Source organism: Ralstonia sp. 1138 (genome assembly GCF_040544795.1).
In the GTDB taxonomy this organism is placed as follows: domain Bacteria; phylum Pseudomonadota; class Gammaproteobacteria; order Burkholderiales; family Burkholderiaceae; genus Ralstonia; species Ralstonia flatus.
Window position 1 is genome coordinate 207,595 of sequence record NZ_JBEPKQ010000005.1, and the last position, 16,722, is coordinate 224,316.

The following is a 16,722-nucleotide window of genomic DNA, read 5'->3' on the forward strand; positions in this document are numbered from 1 at the left end:
GCGAATCCTTTCGTTGATTAAGCGGTGGCGGTGGTAGCGGCGGTGGCGGCGATGGCGCGCTCAAAATCCCGCCGTGTGCAAAAGGCGAGGCTGGCGATCTTTTCGGTAAAGGCGACGTTGCGGTCGTAGACGAAACCGGCGGCGCGGTTGATGGCGTGAATGCGTTCGTTGTTGGCGTCGGGCTCGACCACGATGCGGGCCGCCCCGAGGTGTTCGAACATGAAACGCATCAACGCGAAGAACACCCCGCGCGTGTAGCCGGGCACGCGCACATCCGATGGGCCGATGAAGATGTGCATGCCCAAGTCGCCGGGCTGCACGTCGTAGAACGCGCGGATGCGGTCGTGCGCGGGGTCGTAGCACTCGGCCAGGAAAACAGGGCGCCCTGCTTTCCAGACGAGATAGGCAGTGGCATGCCCGGAGTCCATCAGCGCTTGATAGATCTGGCCGATCTCGGCTTCGGTCTTGTCGCGCATCAACCAGAACGATGCACGCTCCGGCTGGAACCACCGGTGCAGCGTCGGGATGTCTTCCGGAATGCGCAGCAGACGGAAGGTGTAGCCATCGGCATCCGTGTGCGGTGCACGGCTGGCGTCGGCGCGCCGATGAATGGCATGCAGGTCAATTGGCATGGGCGGGCGCCTCCACGTTGATGGGTTCGCCTGCCCTGCCCGCTTCGCCTGCGTGCGTGGCACTGGGCACGTTCAGGATCAGCCGGTCGAGCAGCGCCGTCAGCGCAAAGCCGCACGCAGCCAACAGGAACGGCACGTGCAATCCGTAGCGATTGACGATCGCCCCGGCTGCAAACGAAGACAGCAGCACACCCAGGTTCTGGAAGAAATTGGTGATGCTGTAGTCGTGCGCATAGCGCTGCGGCGTGGAAAGCCGGAACAGGTTGACATCGAGCTTCACGATGATCTGGAACAACGCCCAGCCATACAGCACGCGCCCGATAACGATCAGCACAGGGTTGGGTGCAGCCTGCAGCAGCAGCCCCGCGGCGCCCAGCAGCAGATTGCCCAGCGTGTGGTCCGGCAACTTGCCACCGCGCGCGCGGATACGGGCATGCAAGCGCAGCGCAAGGATGGCCATGGCACCCGGTATCGCGAAGACAATGCCTGAAACGAACTCGCTGTCGCGGCCTGACACCTGCTGCCAGTACACGGCAAAAAAAGAGCGAATCAGGTATGCGCTGAAATCGAACACCAGCATCACCAGTGCGAGGCGCAGGATCGGCAGACGATCACGCCAGCTCGTGCGTGGCGCCTCGGCGGCCGCGGCTTCCACGTGCTCGCCCGAATTGACGCGCACGATCTTGCCGCTGCGGATCAGATACAGGCACACAGCCATCTGGAAGAAATCGCCCGCTGCCATGGCGACGATGCTGGCACGCGGCCCCCACGTCTGCAGCACGAAGCCGCCCACCACGGCACCGAAGATGGCGCCAAAGTGCACCACCACAGACAGAATGCCCACCGTGGCGGCGTGCTGCTCTTTGGGCGTAAGCCGCATCATGTACGGATACATCAGCAGGTAGCTGCTCTTGCACATGAACATCAGCATCGACAGCACCCAGTACGTCACCACGTCGGGCGCCCAGTCGCTCAGCAGGCTGAATGTCCCCGCCGCACACTGCGTGTAGACCAGCAGGTGCAGCGGTTCCACGCGTTTGGCTACGCGCGCCCAGACCGGCAGCGTGCACATCACCGCAATGGAGATCGCCGCGACGTATGCGCCCACGTGGACGGGGCTGTCGAGCCCATAACGCGCAGCAAAGAACTGCGGATAGAAAGGAATCAGGATGGCATCGCTGATGACGGCAAAGGTCGTCATCAGGATGATGTACACACGCAACGTCATGCGGCCACCCCGGCGGTCTCTTCCGCCATTTCCGGCACGCGGTCCCTGGTTGCTTCCTTGGCTGACTCCCTGGCCGCCAGCGGAATGAAATCGGGCGTGGACGGGATCGCAAAATCCTGGATTGCAATGCGCCGCTCGATCTTGTAGTGCTCCACTCCGGTCAGCTCGCGGATGATGCAGGAGTTGCGGTAGCAGCTCATCCCGAGGTCAGGATTGGTCAGGCCGTGCGTGTGCAGGCCGGCGTTCTGCACGTAGACCTCATTGCCATTGAAATCGGCCGCGTAGTTGCGCGAAAGCTGATAGCGGCCCTTGGCGTCCCAGCGCAGGCGGTGGCGGATGCCATCAATAAACGCAGGGATGTTCTGCTCATAGCCCGTGGCAAGCACTAGCCCCTCTGTGCGATGTGCATAGCGCGCGCCGCTGTCGAGCTGCTGAAATTCGATCTCGTAGGTGCCAGTAGCGGCATCGTGCCGGCAGGCTTGCAGCTCGCAGTTGGTGATGAGGTGCGTGCGCAGCGCGCCCGTCTTGCGCTTGTCGTCGAGAAGATCGTAGATCTGATTGATCAGGCTCGCGTTGACGCCTTTGTAGAGGCTGTCCTGCTTGCGCAGGATGCTTTCCTTGCGGCCATCCGGCAGATTGAAGAAGTAATCGATGTAGTCCGGAGAGATCATCTCCAGCGTCAGCTTGGTGTTCTCCATCTGGAAGAAGCGCGGCGAGCGCGTGATCCAGACGAGGCTGTAATCGTGCTTGTCGCTCTCCTTGAGCAGGTCGTAATAGACCTCCGCCGCGCTTTGCCCGCTGCCGACAATGGTGATGGAGCGTTTTTCGCGCAGCACGTCCCGCACGTCGATGTAGTCGGCAGTGTGCAGGTAGCGATGCCCATCGCGCGGCACGCATGCGGGAAACGACGGTGATGACCCAACGCCCAGCACCAGCTTGCGTGCACGCAGCACGAACGGTTCCCGCTCCGCGCCACGAAAGCCTGTGACGACATAGCAGCCGCGTTGCGCGTCATAGGCCAGCGCGTCCACGTCATGGTGGAAATGCACGCTGCGGAGTTGCGCGATGACCCATTTGCAGTAGCGGTTGTATTCCGCGCGGCTCAGATAGAAGTTCTCGCGAATGTAATACGAATAGATCTTGCCTTCCTGCTTGCAGTAATTCAGGAAGCTGAAGCGGCTTTGCGGGTCGGCTAGGCTTACCAGATCGGCGAGGAATGGATTCTGCAATGTGGTGTTATCAATCAGCATGCCGGGGTGCCAATTGAATTCTTCGGCACGCTCCAGAAATAGGCCGTTCAGACTTTCAATCGGTTCTGCCAGACAGGCCAGACTTAAATTGAATGGACCTAAACCAATTGCAATAAAATCATAAACATCGGACTTCATCACGCTTGAACCTCCTGATTTGCAAAGACTGCATTTACCAAACGACAGCACCAGGAACGCGACCGGGCAAGCGCAGCGCACGCGCACGCTCTCCGTCGGCCGGCGGCTTGGGGCCGCGCCTAGACTGGGTGAATTCAGGTGGGGTTTTGATCACAGCCGATGCGTGCCGGCTGCTGAATGATCATGAATATCGCAAGCGCGATACCGGGAACAGATTCGAAATGCCCGGCGATGCTATATAAGCCAATCGCCGAGCAGCAATCCAAGTCACAATACTACACAGAAAATGGAAGGCTTGTGTGAAGAAAATGTAATTACCATTGATAAGAAATGGTGGCCATCACATTGCGCGCATCACCCCAATAACAATAGGCGTTGCTCAAGCAGGATGCCACGTAATTCTTATTAAAGAGATTCTTGGCAGACAATTGCAGCTTGGCACCCTTGAGCGACGGATCCCAACGTGCAAGGTCAATGCGCAACATCAGATCCACCAGCGTATACGGCGGCACCTTGAAGCTGTTGGCGTTGTCGCCCCAGCTTGTGCCGACGTAGCGCAAGCCCATGCCGGCGGTGTAGCCGGGCATGAAGCGCCAGTCCACCCACGCCGATGCCATATGGCGCGGCACCTGATACGGCGTGTTGCCCACGAAACCTTCTGCCGACTCGATGAACTTCATGTTGGTGAAGGTGTAGTTGGCAAGCACCGAGACGGTGTCCGTCACCTGCGTGCGCGCTTCCAGCTCTACGCCGCGCGTGCGGATCTTGCCGCTCGGTACGTAGTAGATCTGTCCCACCGGCTTGGTCGCCACGTTCTCCTGATCGAGGTTGAACACCGCCGCCGACAGCATCGTGCTGGAGCCCTTCGGCTGATAACGCACACCCGCCTCGAACTGCTTGGCTGTGGCCGGTTGCAGGAGATTGCCCCGCTGGTCTGCGCGCAGGCTCGGGTTGAAACCATCCGAGTAGCTGAAATACGGCGCGATACCGTTGTCGAACAGATAGACCACGCCCGCACGTTTGGTGAACTTCGAGCCGCTCCACTCCGACGGCGTGCCGGTACCGTACAGATTGGACGCCTTCGCATGGTCTTCACGCACGCCCAACGTGAAGCGCCATCGGTCGACGGCGATCTGGTCCTGCAGATACAGGCCGGTCTGCTCGAGCCACCGATCGATCGGCGATGCCGTGACACCCGTGAGCCCCGGGCTGCCATACACAGGATTGAACGCGTTGATCGGGTCAGCGCTGCCGGACTCCCAGAAGCCATCGACATGGCGCTTCTGATAATCGAGGCCAAACAGCATCGTATGTTTGACCGCCCCCGCGGTGAACTTGCCTTCCAGCTGGTTATCGACCGTGTAAGCGTGCGTGGCCTCCTTGGCGCCGGAGTAGTACCGCGTCAGCTCATCCGCGCTCGCCCAGCCGAAGCCGTAAATCTGGCGCAAACGCGTATCGCCGAACACGTAGCGAAAGTTCTGGCGCACGGTCAGTTGGTCATTGAACGCATGCTCGAACTGATAGCCGACCATGCGCTCGGTGCGGCGGTATTTTTCAACCGTGGGGTCGCCATCGAAAAAGTAGCGGGAAATGTAGCGGCCATTGCGCGGGAAGATGCTGCCTTCCGCCGGCACGCCGCTGTGATAGCCGCCTTCCGGATCGTGCTGCAAATAGGCCTGTAACAGCAGATGCGTATCGGGCGTGAAGTTGATGGCCAGCGACGGCGCAATCGCAAACCGCTGTTCGCGCACGTGCTCGAATTGCGTGTCCATGCCGCGCGCCAGACCGGTCACCCGGAAGGCCATCACCCCGTTCTGGTCGATCGGCCCAGAGATATCGAACGCGCCCTCAAGACGGTTGCGATTGCCCACCGTGAGTTCCACCTCGTGATACGGCTGGAAGAGCGGCTTCTTGCTCGTCAGTGCCACCACGCCACCCGGCGACGCACGGCCGTACAGGATCGAACCCGGCCCTTTGAGCACATCGATGCGCTGCAGGAAATAGGGATCGACCTGGAACGAGCTGTAGCTGCCCTGGTCACTCATTAGGCGCAGTCCGTCGAGCAACGTGTTGTCGACGCTGCTGTCATTGAAGCCACGCAGCGCAACGTAGTCGTACCGGTTGGACGCGCCCACCAGTGCGGTAAATGCGCCCGAGGTGTAGTTGAGCGCCTCCGAAATGCCGCGCGGCTTCTGGTCGTCCAGCTGCTGCTGCGTCACCACCGAGATCGATTGCGGCGTCTCGATGATGGGCGTATCGGTCTTCGTGCCCGCCGCGCTCTGCCTGGCAACGAAGCCTTTGCCCGGGCTTTGCGCCGTCTCGCCTCGGCCGACTGCCGTGGTTGCGGGCAGCGTCGCGCTGATCTCGCCAGTGGTACTTTGCGCCATCGCTTGCGTTGGCAGCGCCGCCCCCAGCAGCACTGCACAGGTCAGCCGCGCGGCAAGCGCCATCGGGCGCAGCGTTGTACGGCAGAACGTATCGGATGGAAAAACCGTTGTTGTGTTCGTTTGCATTGGCATGGTGTGTTGGAAGATGCGTGTGGTTTCCACACCCATCGACGATCCACACCGCGAAAGCGGAACCGCTGCGGAATCTTTTTTTTGGATCAGCGCATCGCGCATGTCGCGCAACGCTCAATCGCCTGCACGAGATACTTGCGCACCATGCGCGTCGACTTGCCAAGCTGCTCGGCAATGCACGCGTGGGATTGCCCCTCGATGTAGCGCAGCCGCACCGCTTCGCGCGCGCTGGGCGAGAGGCTTTCGAGCATCGCGCTCGTGTGCTGTAACGACTGCGCCTGCGCCAGGCGCTGCTCGGGCGATGGCGCATGCCCATACTGCGCGGACCGCAACGTCAGTTCATCCAGGCATGCGCATTCAACACGCCGACGACGCGCCCGATCGATCATCAAATGCTTGGCGGTGGTAGTCAGATAGGCGCGCGGCTCGCGCAACTCCCCCAGCCTGTCCGGCGCGGCCATCACGCGCATGAACGTGTCGTGCAACACGTCCGCCGCTTCCTCCGCACATGCCAGCTTTTTGCCCAGCCAGGCGAGCAGCCAGTCGCTGTACTGCACATAAAGCGCATCAATCGCTGTGTCGATCTCGTGCCGCGGCTCGGACTGAACGGCTGGCATGCAGGCTCCCGGGAATCCACCGGGCGCCCGCGCGCAGAAACGCACACATCGCGCCCATACAAATGAGAATCATTCTCATTTTAGGCAACAAAAAACCACGTTTGCAAACGTGGATTGAAAAGGAAGCGCTAAGGATTGCGCCGGGACCAGCGCGAAGGCTTCAAGCTACATCGTCTGGAGACCGGCGCCGCCAAGCCATCAGTGCAACCGCAAGCGCGGCCACTGACAAGCCGATCGCCAGGCCGGTCAACCGCCCTGCGCGACGCGCCTCGTCGGCTTGCTCGCGCGCCTCAATGGCCTGGCGCACGGTTTCCCAGAAGGCCTCGCGGTGTTCGTTCTCGTCAAAGATGGACATGGCGCGCCTCCCCGTTGTGCGTGACTTGCCTTGTCATCGTAGGGAACGTGCGCCAGGTGTGCCACCACGCGTTTCGCGTAGGAGACGGTGGCCCCATCAATTCAGACGGCCGCCGCCGGCTTACCCATTGGACCGGTGTGCGCTGGGGAGGCATCGGCATCACCCTGCCCCAGGTCCATTGCATCGGCGCGTTCGGCGGTGGACAGCTCGTCCGCGCGATAGCCCGTGCGATTGAGCAGTATCAGCGTGCACGCCAGCGATATCAGCGCATACAGCGCCGACGACACCGCCACGCCAACGATATTGCCGGTACCGTTGAGCATCCACTGGGCGAACACCGGCGTGCCCCCGCCCACCACCAGCGAACACAGCTGATACGCCAACGACAACCCGGTATAGCGGATGCGTGTCGGGAACACGCGCGCCAGAATGCCGCCGATAGCGCCATAGAACATGGAGTGCGGAACCGTTGCCAGGCACATGCCCAGCAGTGCAATCCAATACACCTTGGTCTCGATGGCAAAGAACATCACCGGCATGAGCAGGAACTCGGGCAGCACCATCAGGCAGATGGCGCGGCGCATGTCCATGCGCGAGACCAGCCAGGCGCCGAGTGGCTGTGTGATGAACTGCACTACCAGCGCGATCGCGATGATGCCCAGGAAGGTGTCCTGCGCGTAGCCGAGTTCCTTCGTGGCCCAGGCGAGCGCGAAGTTGCTCTTCAGGTACGTCACGTGAATGAGCGGCAGCGTACCGGCACCCAGCAGCACGAGGCCCCAGTGGTCACGCACCACGTCTTTGAGCGGCAGTTTGACGGTCTTTTTCTGCGCCAGCACGCGTTTCATATCGTCCGACTCTTCCAGCTTCAGGCGGATGACCATGCCGACCACGACCAGCAGCGCCGACAGCAGGAACGGCACGCGCCAGCCCCACAGCATGAACTGCGGTGTCGGCAACGCACTCAGCGCAAAGAACACCAGCGTCGCCAGCAGATTGCCCGTCGGGGAGCCCTGCTGCGCAAACGCCGAGTACAGGATGCTCTTGCGCTTGGGTGCGCTCTCGCTGGCAATCAGCACCGCGCCGCCCCACTCGCCGCCCACGGCCACACCCTGGACCACGCGCAGCACGACCAACCCCACCGGCGCCCACATGCCGATCTGCGCATAGCCCGGCAACAGGCCAATGCCCATGGTGGCTACGCCCATCAGGATGAGCGTGATGATGAGCGTGGTTTTACGACCGATCTTGTCGCCCAAATGCCCGAAGATGATCCCGCCGATCGGCCGCGCCGCAAAGCCGGCCCACAGCGTGACGAACGAGAGCAGCGTGGCGATGCCCGGGTCCAGCGTCTTGGAGAAGAACACCTTGCCGAAGACCAGCGCGGCGGCAAGGCCGTAGATGTAGAAGTCGTACCACTCGATGGTGGTGCCGATGAACGCGGCAACCGCGGCGCGCCGCGGCTGCAGGTTTGAAGCTGCGGTGGCGCGGGGCGCAGGCTGGTGAGGCATGTTGGTCTCCTTGGTGGTACTGCCGGTTTGGCGCAGCCTCTGCCGGGCTGTCTGCCTTGTGGTGGTCAACCCGGCTTACTTCATTTCAGAACGCCGGCTTCAAACAAGCGTTGCCGGGTGTCTGCGTCAATGCCGAGCGACGCGAGCACGGCATCGGTATCGGCGCCGAGCGCAGGCGGTGCCTTGCGATACGTGGCCGGCGTGCGCGACAGCTTGATGGGTGATCCGGTCCCACGGTACGCCCCCAGCTCGACCACCATCTGTCGGTGCAGCGTATGCGGATGGCGTGCGACCACATCGACGGTCAACACAGGCCCGCACGGTACGCCGCCGTGGATCAGGTCTTGGGCAAGCGTCTCGCAATCGAAGCGTGCCAGTTGCGCTTCCAGCGCGTGCTTCAGCTCCGCGCGATGTGCGCAGCGGCTGCGGTTGTCGGCAAAGCGCGTGTCTTGGGTCAATTCTGCTGCGCCGATATGCGTGCAAAGCTTGGCGAACTGGCGGTCGTTCCCCACCGCCAGAAAGATCGGTGCGGTGCCAGTCTGGTAGCTGTCGTATGGAGCGATGTTTGGATGCGCATTGCCACTGCGCTGCGGCACCTTGCCCGAACCGAAGTAGTTCGGCAGATGCGGATGCAGCAGCGATACGCCGCAGTCATACAACGCAATGTCGATGGATTGGCCATGCCCGCTCTTTTCACGCTCCGCCAACGCGAGCAGGATGCCGGCCAGCGCGTTGAGCCCCGTCACCATGTCGACGATCGGCAGACCGACGCGCATTGGGCCGCCGTCGCGCTCGCCGTTGACGCTCATCAGGCCGGCCATCGCCTGGATGGCGGCATCGTAGCCGGGCAGCCCGCCGAGCGGGCCATCCGGGCCGAAACCCGAGACGGCGCAGTGGATCAAGCGCGGGAAGCGCGGTTGCAGGTGGCGCTCGAAATCCATGCCCCAGCGGGCGAGCGTGCCGGGCTTGAAGTTCTCGACCAGCACATCGGCATCTTCCAGCAATTGCCAGAGCACGGCGCGGCCCTCATCACACGTCAAGTCGACGGAGATACCCAGCTTGTTGCGATTGACGCCGTTGAAGTACCAGGCGGTATCGCTTTCGTCGAAGGGCGGCCCCCAGGTGCGCGTCTCGTCGCCGACAGGCGGTTCGAGCTTGATGACCTGCGCACCGTGATCGGCAAGCGCCTGCGTGCAATATGGGCCGCCGAGCACCCGGCTGAGGTCGATGACCTTCAGGCCGTGCAATGCCCCGTTGGGTGCACTCATTGCGCGGCTCCAGTTGGCAAGGCTTGCATGGCCAGCGCAAGCGGCACCTCTCGCTGCTTGACGAGCGCATCAAACAGCGATGCGTCACCGTTTGTGGGCAAGGCCAGCGGATCCACCGGCAGTAGCTTGTGACGCAGCGCCAGATGCGCGAATGCCAAACGCCGATGATCCGGCGCCAAGCGCATGCCCTCCACTGCCATGAAGATGGCCGTGGTGATGTGATACAGCGCCGAGCCGGCCTGACGCACCAGTTCATCGCTGCCGTCTTCCGCCACTTTGGCGATTGCCCGGCATACGCGCTCGAGCGTGCCGCGCAACAACACATCGCTTTGCGGTGGCAGGTTGACGCCGTCGAGCAGGCCGATGAGATATGCGCGCAGCGGCTCCAACGCGCCTTCGCGCTTCACGGCGCGCGCGATGTCGAGCGCGACGATATTGCTCGTGCCCTCCCAGATCGAGCCCAGATGGGCGTCGCGCACGAGGCGCGCATCGCTCCACTCTTCGATGTAGCCGGTGCCGCCGCGCACCTCCATCGCGTCTCCCGTCACGCGGCGCGCATCGCGGCAAGCGCGGAACTTGATGAGCGGCGTCAGGATGCGCACGCATTTGCCGGCTTGCGCGTCGCCCGCATCCGCCAGCGGCAGCAGTTGCGCGATCTGCATGAACATCGACCGCGCCTGCTCCGCCGGCAGCAGCATCTTCATCAGCTGACGCTGCATCAACGGCATGTCGATCAGCTTGCGGCCGAAGGCTTCGCGGTTGCGGGCAATGTGCAGCGCTTCGGTGACAGCGCGACGCATCAGGCCGGCAGCGCGCACGCCGTTCGACAGCCGCGACATGTTGATCATGTCGGCCATCTGGTGAAAACCACGGCCGATCTCGCCAATCAGGTAGGCGGTGGCCCCTTCGAGCACGATCTCGCCGCTGGCCATCGAACGGGTGCCCAGCTTGTCTTTCAGGCGGACGATACGGTAGTGATTGCGCGAACCGTCGCGCAGCGTCTTCGGCAACAGGAACAGCGCGAGGCCGTTGATGCCCGATGGCGCACCGTCCGGGCGGGCGAGCACCATGGCGAGATCGGCATCGGCGTTCGAGCAGAACCACTTGTCGCCGTATAAGCGCCATGTTTGCGTACCGTCGGGCGCGGTTTCCAGCGCGGCGCGCGTGGCAATGCGGGCGACGTCCGAACCGGCAGCCTGCTCAGTCATGAACATCGCACCCTGGTACAGCACATCGAAGTCGCGCGACGCCAGCATCGGCAGATAGCGCGCCACGAGTGCCGGGGCGCCGAACTTGCGAAGCGTGCGCGTGAGCGAATCCGTCATGCTGACCGGGCAGCACAAACCGAACTCGGCCTGCACGAACAGATAGGTCAGCGCATATTTGACAAGGGGTGGCGGCGCATTACCGACGTGGCTCATCGACGCAAGCCCAAGCTCGGCATAGGCCACACGTTCGAGCGCGATGTAGTCGGGGTGCTTGTCGATGGTCTGCAGGGCTTCGCCACGGCGAGTGCGGGGGCGTAGCTGCGGGGGGTTGTGGTCCGCGCTGATGGCCCAGGCGTCAAGTTCGTCTGAGGCGCGTTGCCCGAGCGACTGGAGCTGAGGCTCCAGCTCGCGGTATCGAGCCTCGCCCAGGTGCAGCCGCAAAAGGCGCCCGAGGTCAGGATCGACATGGAAGAAATTGATGCCCCGACTGTCGGGGATGTTCTGATGGCCGCCAGGCTGGGTCGTAAGCGGCTCGCGGGCGATGTCGTTCATGCGTATGGCCTCGCTGTCTCCTGTTTTGTTCGGCCAGCATAGAAACGGGATCGATAATCGTCCAATACACGTTTTGTCCTGTACGATAATTTCTCTTTATCGTTTGCCGAGATTGCCATGGACTTGAAACAGCTGCGCTATTTCGTTGCCGTGGCGGAAGAGCTGCACTTCGGACGTGCGGCGCAACGGCTGTTCATCTCGCAGCCGGCGCTCAGTTTTGATATCCGCAAGTTCGAAGATCAACTCGGCGTGCAACTGCTCGCGCGCACCAACAAAAGCGTGGCGCTCACCAACGCCGGCCAGGTGTTATTGGACGAGGCGCGCAAGCTGTTGCAGCAAGCGGCGGAAGTCGAGCGCGTTACGCAGCGCTCGGCCCACGGGCTGGCGGGCCGGCTTCGCGTCGGCTTCGTCAATTCGATGCTGTATCGCGGCCTGCCACGCGCGGTGGAGCGCTTCGAGGCCGATCACCCTGCCGTGGAAATCATCCTGCGCGAGATGAACACCGGCGAGCAGGTCCAGGCCATCCAGCGCCAGCAGATTGACTTGGGCTGCGCCTACTGGGGCACGTTCCCGCCGGAAGTCGTTTCCACGCCGATCTTCTCGGAGCCTTTTGTCGCCTGCCTGCCTACGGCCCACCCGCTGGCCCGTCGCAAGAGCCTGAAACTCGATGCGCTCGCACACGAGCCGTTCATCCTCTTCCCGCGCACGGTGTCGCCGCACTATCACGACCTCATCATCGCGCTGTGCGTGGACGCCGGCTTCAGCCCAGTGATCCGTCACGAGGCGCGGCTGTGGCAAACGGTGGTGACGATGGTGGGGTTCGGCATGGGCGTGGCGCTCGTGCCCAAAACACTGCAGCACGCCGGCGACGCACGCGTCAGCTTTGTGCCGCTGGCCGACGACAAAAAAGAATCGCCCGTGCTGTCATTGCGAAGCGCGGGCGATGCAGAGCCGGTCGCCAGCCGCTTTCTGGAATACCTCGAAGCCGCGGCACAGGAAAACGTGAAACCTTGAAGGCCACCTCACTCACAGCGCCTTGCTGAGGAAAACGCGGCTCGTGCCGGGCGGGCCGCACGGCGGTCACCATAGCCGACGTGCGTATCGTTGAAGTGGTTCAGCCCGTTGCCGATGATCTGAATCGATTCGTCATCGGCGGCGTCGGTCACGATGATTTCTGGAGCCCGCATGCAGACCGTATTGCCCTTATTGCGTTCGGGGCGGCAGCACGGCAGGCGTCGTCTGCGCCGGCCGCATGTGCGGCATCATGTTGGTATTCAGGTGGTACATCACCCAAAGCGAACCGCTGAGCGTGATGACGACCAGCACCAACGTGAACATCAGCGACAGCATGTTCCAGCCGCCTTCGGACTTGGCGTTCATGTGCAGGAAGAAAATCATGTGCACCACGATCTGTACCGCGCCGATGAGCAAGATCGTCACCGCGGTGGTCGATGATCTGTCGAAGACGTTCGCCATCACCAGCCAGAACGGAATCGCCGTCAGGAAGACGGACAGCACGAACCCGGTCAGGTAACCGCCCAGCGTGGCGTGCGGCCCGATCTCTTCTTCGTGATGGTGACCTTCGTGGCCATGACCGTGGCCGTTCATCGTTTGATCTTGCGCGCTCATGGCAGCGTTCCCATCAGGTAGACGAAGGTAAAGACGCCGATCCAGACAACGTCCAGAAAGTGCCAGAACATCGACAGGCACATCAGGCGACGCTTGTTGGCCGTAATCAGACCGTGCTTCGACACTTGCACCATCAGCACGATCAGCCAGATCAGGCCAAACGTCACGTGCAGCCCGTGCGTGCCGACCAGTGAGAAGAACGAAGTCAGGAATGCACTGCGCGTCGGCCCGGCACCTTCGTGGATCAGATGCGCGAATTCATAGAGTTCCACCGCAAGGAACGCGGCACCGAAGACCCACGTGATGGCCAGCCAGATCTGCATGGCCGAGACCTTGTTCTGCTGCAGCTGCAGCATCGCAAAGCCGTACGTAATAGACGACAGCAGCAGGAAGGACGTGTTCAATGCCACCAGCGGCAGCTCGAAGAGTTCCGCCCCGGTAGGCCCGCCTGCGTATTCGCGGCCCAGAACGCCATAGGCGGCAAACAGGCACGCGAAGATCAGGCAGTCGCTCATCAGGTACAGCCAGAACCCGAGCAGCGTGCCGTTTGGCACGTGCGGCTCTTCGGTGACGTGGAACTGGTAGCCGCCCGGCGGTATGTCGTCCACCGTGGTGGTGCCGCTAGGGCCGGTCACATGCAGGGATGCGGTCGTTTCAGCCATGGCCTGCCATCAGTTGGGTGCGCAATGTTTCGGTCCGGATCACCTCTTCCGCCGGAATGTAGTAGTCGCGCTTGTAGTTGAAGGTGTGAATGATCGCCGCGATGATCGTGGCCGCGAACGACGCGATGGCCAGCCACCAGATGTGCCAGATCAGCGCAAAGCCGCACACCGTGGAGAACCCCGCCAGCACGATGCCGGCAGCGGTGCCCTTTGGCATGTGGATCGGCTTGAAGCCTTCCTGCGGACGCCGGTAGCCGTACTGCTTCATCTGCCACCAGGCGTCTGCGTCATGCACGAGCGGCGTCATCGCGAAGTTGTACTGCGGCGGCGGCGACGAGGTGGACCACTCCAACGTGCGGCCGTTCCAGGGGTCGCCGGTCGTGTCGCGCAGTTCTTCTCGACGCAGGAAGCTGACCACCAGTTGGATCAGGAAGCAGGCAATGCCGATGGCGATCAGCAAGGCACCGAATGCGGCAATCTGGAACCAGATCTGCAAGGACGGATCGTCGAAATGGTTCATGCGACGCGTGACACCAAGCATGCCCAGCCAATACAACGGCATGAACGCGATATAGAAGCCGACAAACCAGAACCAGAACGACGCCTTGCCCCACGATGAAACAAGGCGGTACCCAAAGGCCTTGGGAAACCAGTAGGTAATGCCGGCCATGAGGCCAAACAGCACGCCGCCGATAATCACGTTGTGGAAGTGCGCGATCAGGAACAGGCTGTTGTGCAGCGAGAAGTCCGCCGGTGGCACCGCCAGCAGCACGCCAGTCATGCCCCCAATGACGAACGTCACCATGAACCCGATCGTCCACAACATGGGCGGCTCGAAGCGGATCTTGCCGTGGTACATCGTGAACAGCCAGTTGAAGATCTTGGCGCCTGTCGGGATCGAGATGATCATCGTCGTGATCCCGAAGAACGAGTTGACGCTGGCGCCGGAGCCCATGGTGAAGAAGTGATGGAGCCAGACGAGGTAAGACAGCACGGTGATCACGACCGTGGCGTACACCATCGACGCGTAGCCGAACAGGCGCTTGCGGGAGAACGTGGCCACCACTTCCGAGAAGATGCCGAACGCGGGCAGCACCAGGATGTAGACCTCGGGGTGGCCCCAGATCCAGATCAGGTTCACATACATCATCGCGCTGCCGCCCTGCTCGACCGTAAAGAAATGGGTACCAAGGTAACGGTCCAGGGCGAGCAGCGTCACGGCGGCCGTCAACACCGGAAAGGCGGCAACGATCAGCGTGTTGGTGCACAGCGCCGTCCAGGTGAAGATCGGCATGCGCATCAACGTCATGCCGGGGGCGCGCATCTTGACGATGGTAACCAGCAGGTTGATGCCGGATAGCACAGTCCCCACGCCCGCGATCTGTAACGCCCATATGTAGTAATCGACGCCCACATCGGGGCTGGCCAGGATGCCGGACAACGGCGGATAGGCCAGCCAGCCGGTGCGCGCGAATTCGCCCACGAACAGCGACATCATCACCAGGACGGCGCCGCCCGTGGTCATCCAGAAGCTGAAGTTGTTGAGGAAGGGGAACGCCACGTCGCGGGCACCAATCTGCAGCGGCATGACAAAGTTCATGAGCCCGGTCACCAGCGGCATGGCGACGAAGAAGATCATGATCACGCCGTGCGCGGTGAAGATCTGGTCGTAGTGGTGCGGTGGCAGGTAACCCAGGTTGTCGCCAAAGGCCACCGCCTGCTGTATCCGCATCATCACGGCGTCGGCAAAACCGCGCAGCAGCATCACGATGCCGAGCACGACGTACATGATGCCGATCTTCTTGTGGTCGATGCTGGTGAACCACTCACGCCAGAGGTACCCCCAGACGCGGAAGTACGTCAGCGCGCCGACCAGCACCAGACCACCCAGCGCGACGACCGCGAACGTGGCCAGCAAAATCGGCTCGTGATACGGAATGGCCTCCCACGTCAGGCGGCCAAAAAGGATGTTGGCGAGTTCAGAACGCTCGGGCATGGATGTCACCTGGGCCTGTATTGACCAATTCTGGCCGATCAATGTTGGCGAAAAACATCAACGGGGCGGAAAGCGCTAAAAGCCGAACGGGCGAGTCCCGGCTCACCGCAACAACCTTCGACCATCGTTGATGGCCGCATCCGGCGCAAATATGGGCATGACATCGACCGTATTGCTGGCGGTACAGATTTCCGCCGACGGGTCGAAGCGCTTCACGTTGCGGTTGCTCGCCATGGTGTCGGCCAGGCAAGCCTGCCCATCCACACAGCGGTTCAGGATGCGGTCGTAAAGGTCTGGCGCCACGCTGGCGTAGCGCTGCACGGGTTCGCTCTCGCTCGGCTTGGCGAGCTTCAGGTAGGTGTCCTTCGACAGCGACGTGCCCGACGACTTGACCTGCTGGACCCACCGGTCGAACTCGTCGTTCGACAGTCCGTGGAATTTGAACCGCATGTGCGAGAAGCCCGCGCCGCTGTAGTTGGAAGAGAGCCCGTCATAGACGCCGGGCCGGTTGATCACCGCATGAAGCTTGGTTTCCATGCCCGGCATCGCATACACCATGCCCGCCAGAGACGGCACGAAGAACGCGTTCATGACCGTGGTGGCCGTGATCCGGAACGCAATGGGGCGGTCGACCGGGGCGGCCAGCTCGTTGACGGTGGCAATGCCCTGCTCGGGATAGACGAACAGCCACTTCCAGTCCATTGCCACGACTTCGACGGTGAGCGGCTTGGTCTCGGCGGGCACCGGACGGTCTTGATCCAGCCGAGTCAGCGGTCGGTACGGATCGAGCTGATGGGTGCTGACCCAGGTGATGGCACCCAGCGTGATGATGATCAGGAGCGGCGCAGCCCAGATGGCCAGCTCCAGCACGGTGGAATGATCCCAATCGGGGTTGTAGTGCGCGTTTTCAGCGCTTTCCCGATACCGCCACGCAAACAACAGCGTGAGCACGATCACCGGGACGATGATCAGCAACATCAGACATGTCGCGATGATGATCAAGTCCCGCTGTCGCACCGCCATGTCGCCAGCCGGCGACAACAGCACGGCGTGGCTACAACCTGTAAGGGTCACCAACAAGGCAATTGCTGCACCTCGCCAAAGCGACCTTCCCGTAATTCCAAGGGGTGTCACTACTGCATTGAAGCGTGGCATGGGTC

15 protein-coding genes are annotated in these 16,722 nt (G+C 62.1%); 1 reads left to right on the plus strand and 14 read right to left on the minus strand.

What is annotated here, in order from left to right; genetic code table 11:
- Window positions 1–17 precede the first annotated feature (17 nt).
- From ABIC76_RS21545 to ABIC76_RS21585, 9 genes are all read right to left on the minus strand, one after another.
- The gene (locus ABIC76_RS21545) at window positions 18–632 is read right to left on the minus strand and encodes a GNAT family N-acetyltransferase (RefSeq protein WP_354535184.1); all 615 of its coding nucleotides are present in this window, start codon (window positions 630–632) and stop codon (window positions 18–20) included.
- Window positions 622–1,860: an MFS transporter gene (locus ABIC76_RS21550; RefSeq protein WP_354535185.1), complete on the minus strand. Its 1,239-nt coding sequence runs from the start codon at window positions 1,858–1,860 to the stop codon at window positions 622–624. The genes ABIC76_RS21545 and ABIC76_RS21550 overlap by 11 nt, the downstream gene beginning before the upstream one ends.
- Window positions 1,857–3,248: a lysine N(6)-hydroxylase/L-ornithine N(5)-oxygenase family protein gene (locus ABIC76_RS21555; RefSeq protein WP_354535286.1), complete on the minus strand. Its 1,392-nt coding sequence runs from the start codon at window positions 3,246–3,248 to the stop codon at window positions 1,857–1,859. Before ABIC76_RS21555 ends, ABIC76_RS21550 begins: the two co-directional genes overlap by 4 nt.
- 314 nt (window positions 3,249–3,562) lie before the next feature.
- Window positions 3,563–5,767: a TonB-dependent siderophore receptor gene (locus tag ABIC76_RS21560; protein ID WP_354535186.1), complete on the minus strand. Its 2,205-nt coding sequence runs from the start codon at window positions 5,765–5,767 to the stop codon at window positions 3,563–3,565.
- Between the two features lie 86 nt (window positions 5,768–5,853).
- Window positions 5,854–6,384 carry a sigma-70 family RNA polymerase sigma factor gene (locus ABIC76_RS21565; RefSeq protein ID WP_354535187.1) on the minus strand — a complete coding sequence of 177 codons (531 nt, stop codon included), beginning with the start codon at window positions 6,382–6,384 and terminating at the stop codon, window positions 5,854–5,856.
- 160 nt (window positions 6,385–6,544) lie between these two features.
- The gene (locus ABIC76_RS21570) at window positions 6,545–6,739 is read right to left on the minus strand and encodes a hypothetical protein (RefSeq protein ID WP_027681376.1); all 195 of its coding nucleotides are present in this window, start codon (window positions 6,737–6,739) and stop codon (window positions 6,545–6,547) included.
- A gap of 101 nt (window positions 6,740–6,840) precedes the next feature.
- Window positions 6,841–8,247: an MFS transporter gene (locus ABIC76_RS21575; RefSeq protein ID WP_354535188.1), complete on the minus strand. Its 1,407-nt coding sequence runs from the start codon at window positions 8,245–8,247 to the stop codon at window positions 6,841–6,843.
- Window positions 8,248–8,327: 80 nt separating this feature from the next.
- Complete coding sequence (locus ABIC76_RS21580; protein ID WP_354535189.1) at window positions 8,328–9,515, minus strand: CaiB/BaiF CoA transferase family protein; 1,188 nt, start codon at window positions 9,513–9,515, stop codon at window positions 8,328–8,330.
- The gene (locus ABIC76_RS21585) at window positions 9,512–11,275 is read right to left on the minus strand and encodes an acyl-CoA dehydrogenase family protein (protein WP_354535190.1); all 1,764 of its coding nucleotides are present in this window, start codon (window positions 11,273–11,275) and stop codon (window positions 9,512–9,514) included. Before ABIC76_RS21585 ends, ABIC76_RS21580 begins: the two co-directional genes overlap by 4 nt.
- Before the next feature lie 117 nt (window positions 11,276–11,392).
- On the opposite strand from ABIC76_RS21585, the gene ABIC76_RS21590 reads away from it, so the two are divergent.
- Window positions 11,393–12,289: a LysR family transcriptional regulator gene (locus tag ABIC76_RS21590; RefSeq protein WP_354535191.1), complete on the plus strand. Its 897-nt coding sequence runs from the start codon at window positions 11,393–11,395 to the stop codon at window positions 12,287–12,289.
- Between the two features lie 8 nt (window positions 12,290–12,297).
- Here the strand turns inward: ABIC76_RS21590 and ABIC76_RS21595 are convergent, their stop codons facing one another.
- The 5 genes from ABIC76_RS21595 to cyoA form a co-directional block, all read right to left on the minus strand.
- Window positions 12,298–12,441, minus strand: a complete 144-nt coding sequence (locus tag ABIC76_RS21595; protein WP_354535192.1) for a hypothetical protein — start codon at window positions 12,439–12,441, stop codon at window positions 12,298–12,300.
- Window positions 12,442–12,478: 37 nt separating this feature from the next.
- Entirely contained in the window at window positions 12,479–12,904 is a 426-nt protein-coding gene (cyoD, locus tag ABIC76_RS21600; protein ID WP_354535193.1) for a cytochrome o ubiquinol oxidase subunit IV, read from the minus strand.
- Entirely contained in the window at window positions 12,901–13,566 is a 666-nt protein-coding gene (gene cyoC, locus ABIC76_RS21605; protein ID WP_180815276.1) for a cytochrome o ubiquinol oxidase subunit III, read from the minus strand. Before cyoC ends, cyoD begins: the two co-directional genes overlap by 4 nt.
- Window positions 13,559–15,562, minus strand: coding sequence for a cytochrome o ubiquinol oxidase subunit I (gene cyoB, locus ABIC76_RS21610; protein ID WP_354535194.1), 2,004 nt, complete (start codon window positions 15,560–15,562; stop codon window positions 13,559–13,561). The genes cyoC and cyoB overlap by 8 nt, the downstream gene beginning before the upstream one ends.
- Window positions 15,563–15,664: 102 nt before the next feature.
- The gene (gene cyoA / locus ABIC76_RS21615; protein WP_354535195.1) at window positions 15,665–16,717 is read right to left on the minus strand and encodes a ubiquinol oxidase subunit II; all 1,053 of its coding nucleotides are present in this window, start codon (window positions 16,715–16,717) and stop codon (window positions 15,665–15,667) included.
- Window positions 16,718–16,722 lie beyond the last annotated feature (5 nt).

Coding starts and splice junctions, on each gene's coding strand:
- cyoC (WP_180815276.1), bottom strand. CDS start 13,566: ATGGCTGAAACGACCGCATCCCTGCATGTGACCGGCCCTAGCGGCACC.
- ABIC76_RS21550 (WP_354535185.1), bottom strand. CDS start 1,860: ATGACGTTGCGTGTGTACATCATCCTGATGACGACCTTTGCCGTCATC.
- cyoD (WP_354535193.1), bottom strand. CDS start 12,904: ATGAGCGCGCAAGATCAAACGATGAACGGCCACGGTCATGGCCACGAA.
- cyoA (WP_354535195.1), bottom strand. CDS start 16,717: ATGCCACGCTTCAATGCAGTAGTGACACCCCTTGGAATTACGGGAAGG.
- cyoB (WP_354535194.1), bottom strand. CDS start 15,562: ATGCCCGAGCGTTCTGAACTCGCCAACATCCTTTTTGGCCGCCTGACG.
- ABIC76_RS21575 (WP_354535188.1), bottom strand. CDS start 8,247: ATGCCTCACCAGCCTGCGCCCCGCGCCACCGCAGCTTCAAACCTGCAG.
- ABIC76_RS21570 (WP_027681376.1), bottom strand. CDS start 6,739: ATGTCCATCTTTGACGAGAACGAACACCGCGAGGCCTTCTGGGAAACC.
- ABIC76_RS21585 (WP_354535190.1), bottom strand. CDS start 11,275: ATGAACGACATCGCCCGCGAGCCGCTTACGACCCAGCCTGGCGGCCAT.
- ABIC76_RS21545 (WP_354535184.1), bottom strand. CDS start 632: ATGCCAATTGACCTGCATGCCATTCATCGGCGCGCCGACGCCAGCCGT.
- ABIC76_RS21555 (WP_354535286.1), bottom strand. CDS start 3,248: ATGAAGTCCGATGTTTATGATTTTATTGCAATTGGTTTAGGTCCATTC.
- ABIC76_RS21565 (WP_354535187.1), bottom strand. CDS start 6,384: ATGCCAGCCGTTCAGTCCGAGCCGCGGCACGAGATCGACACAGCGATT.
- ABIC76_RS21590 (WP_354535191.1), top strand. CDS start 11,393: ATGGACTTGAAACAGCTGCGCTATTTCGTTGCCGTGGCGGAAGAGCTG.
- ABIC76_RS21580 (WP_354535189.1), bottom strand. CDS start 9,515: ATGAGTGCACCCAACGGGGCATTGCACGGCCTGAAGGTCATCGACCTC.
- ABIC76_RS21560 (WP_354535186.1), bottom strand. CDS start 5,767: ATGCCAATGCAAACGAACACAACAACGGTTTTTCCATCCGATACGTTC.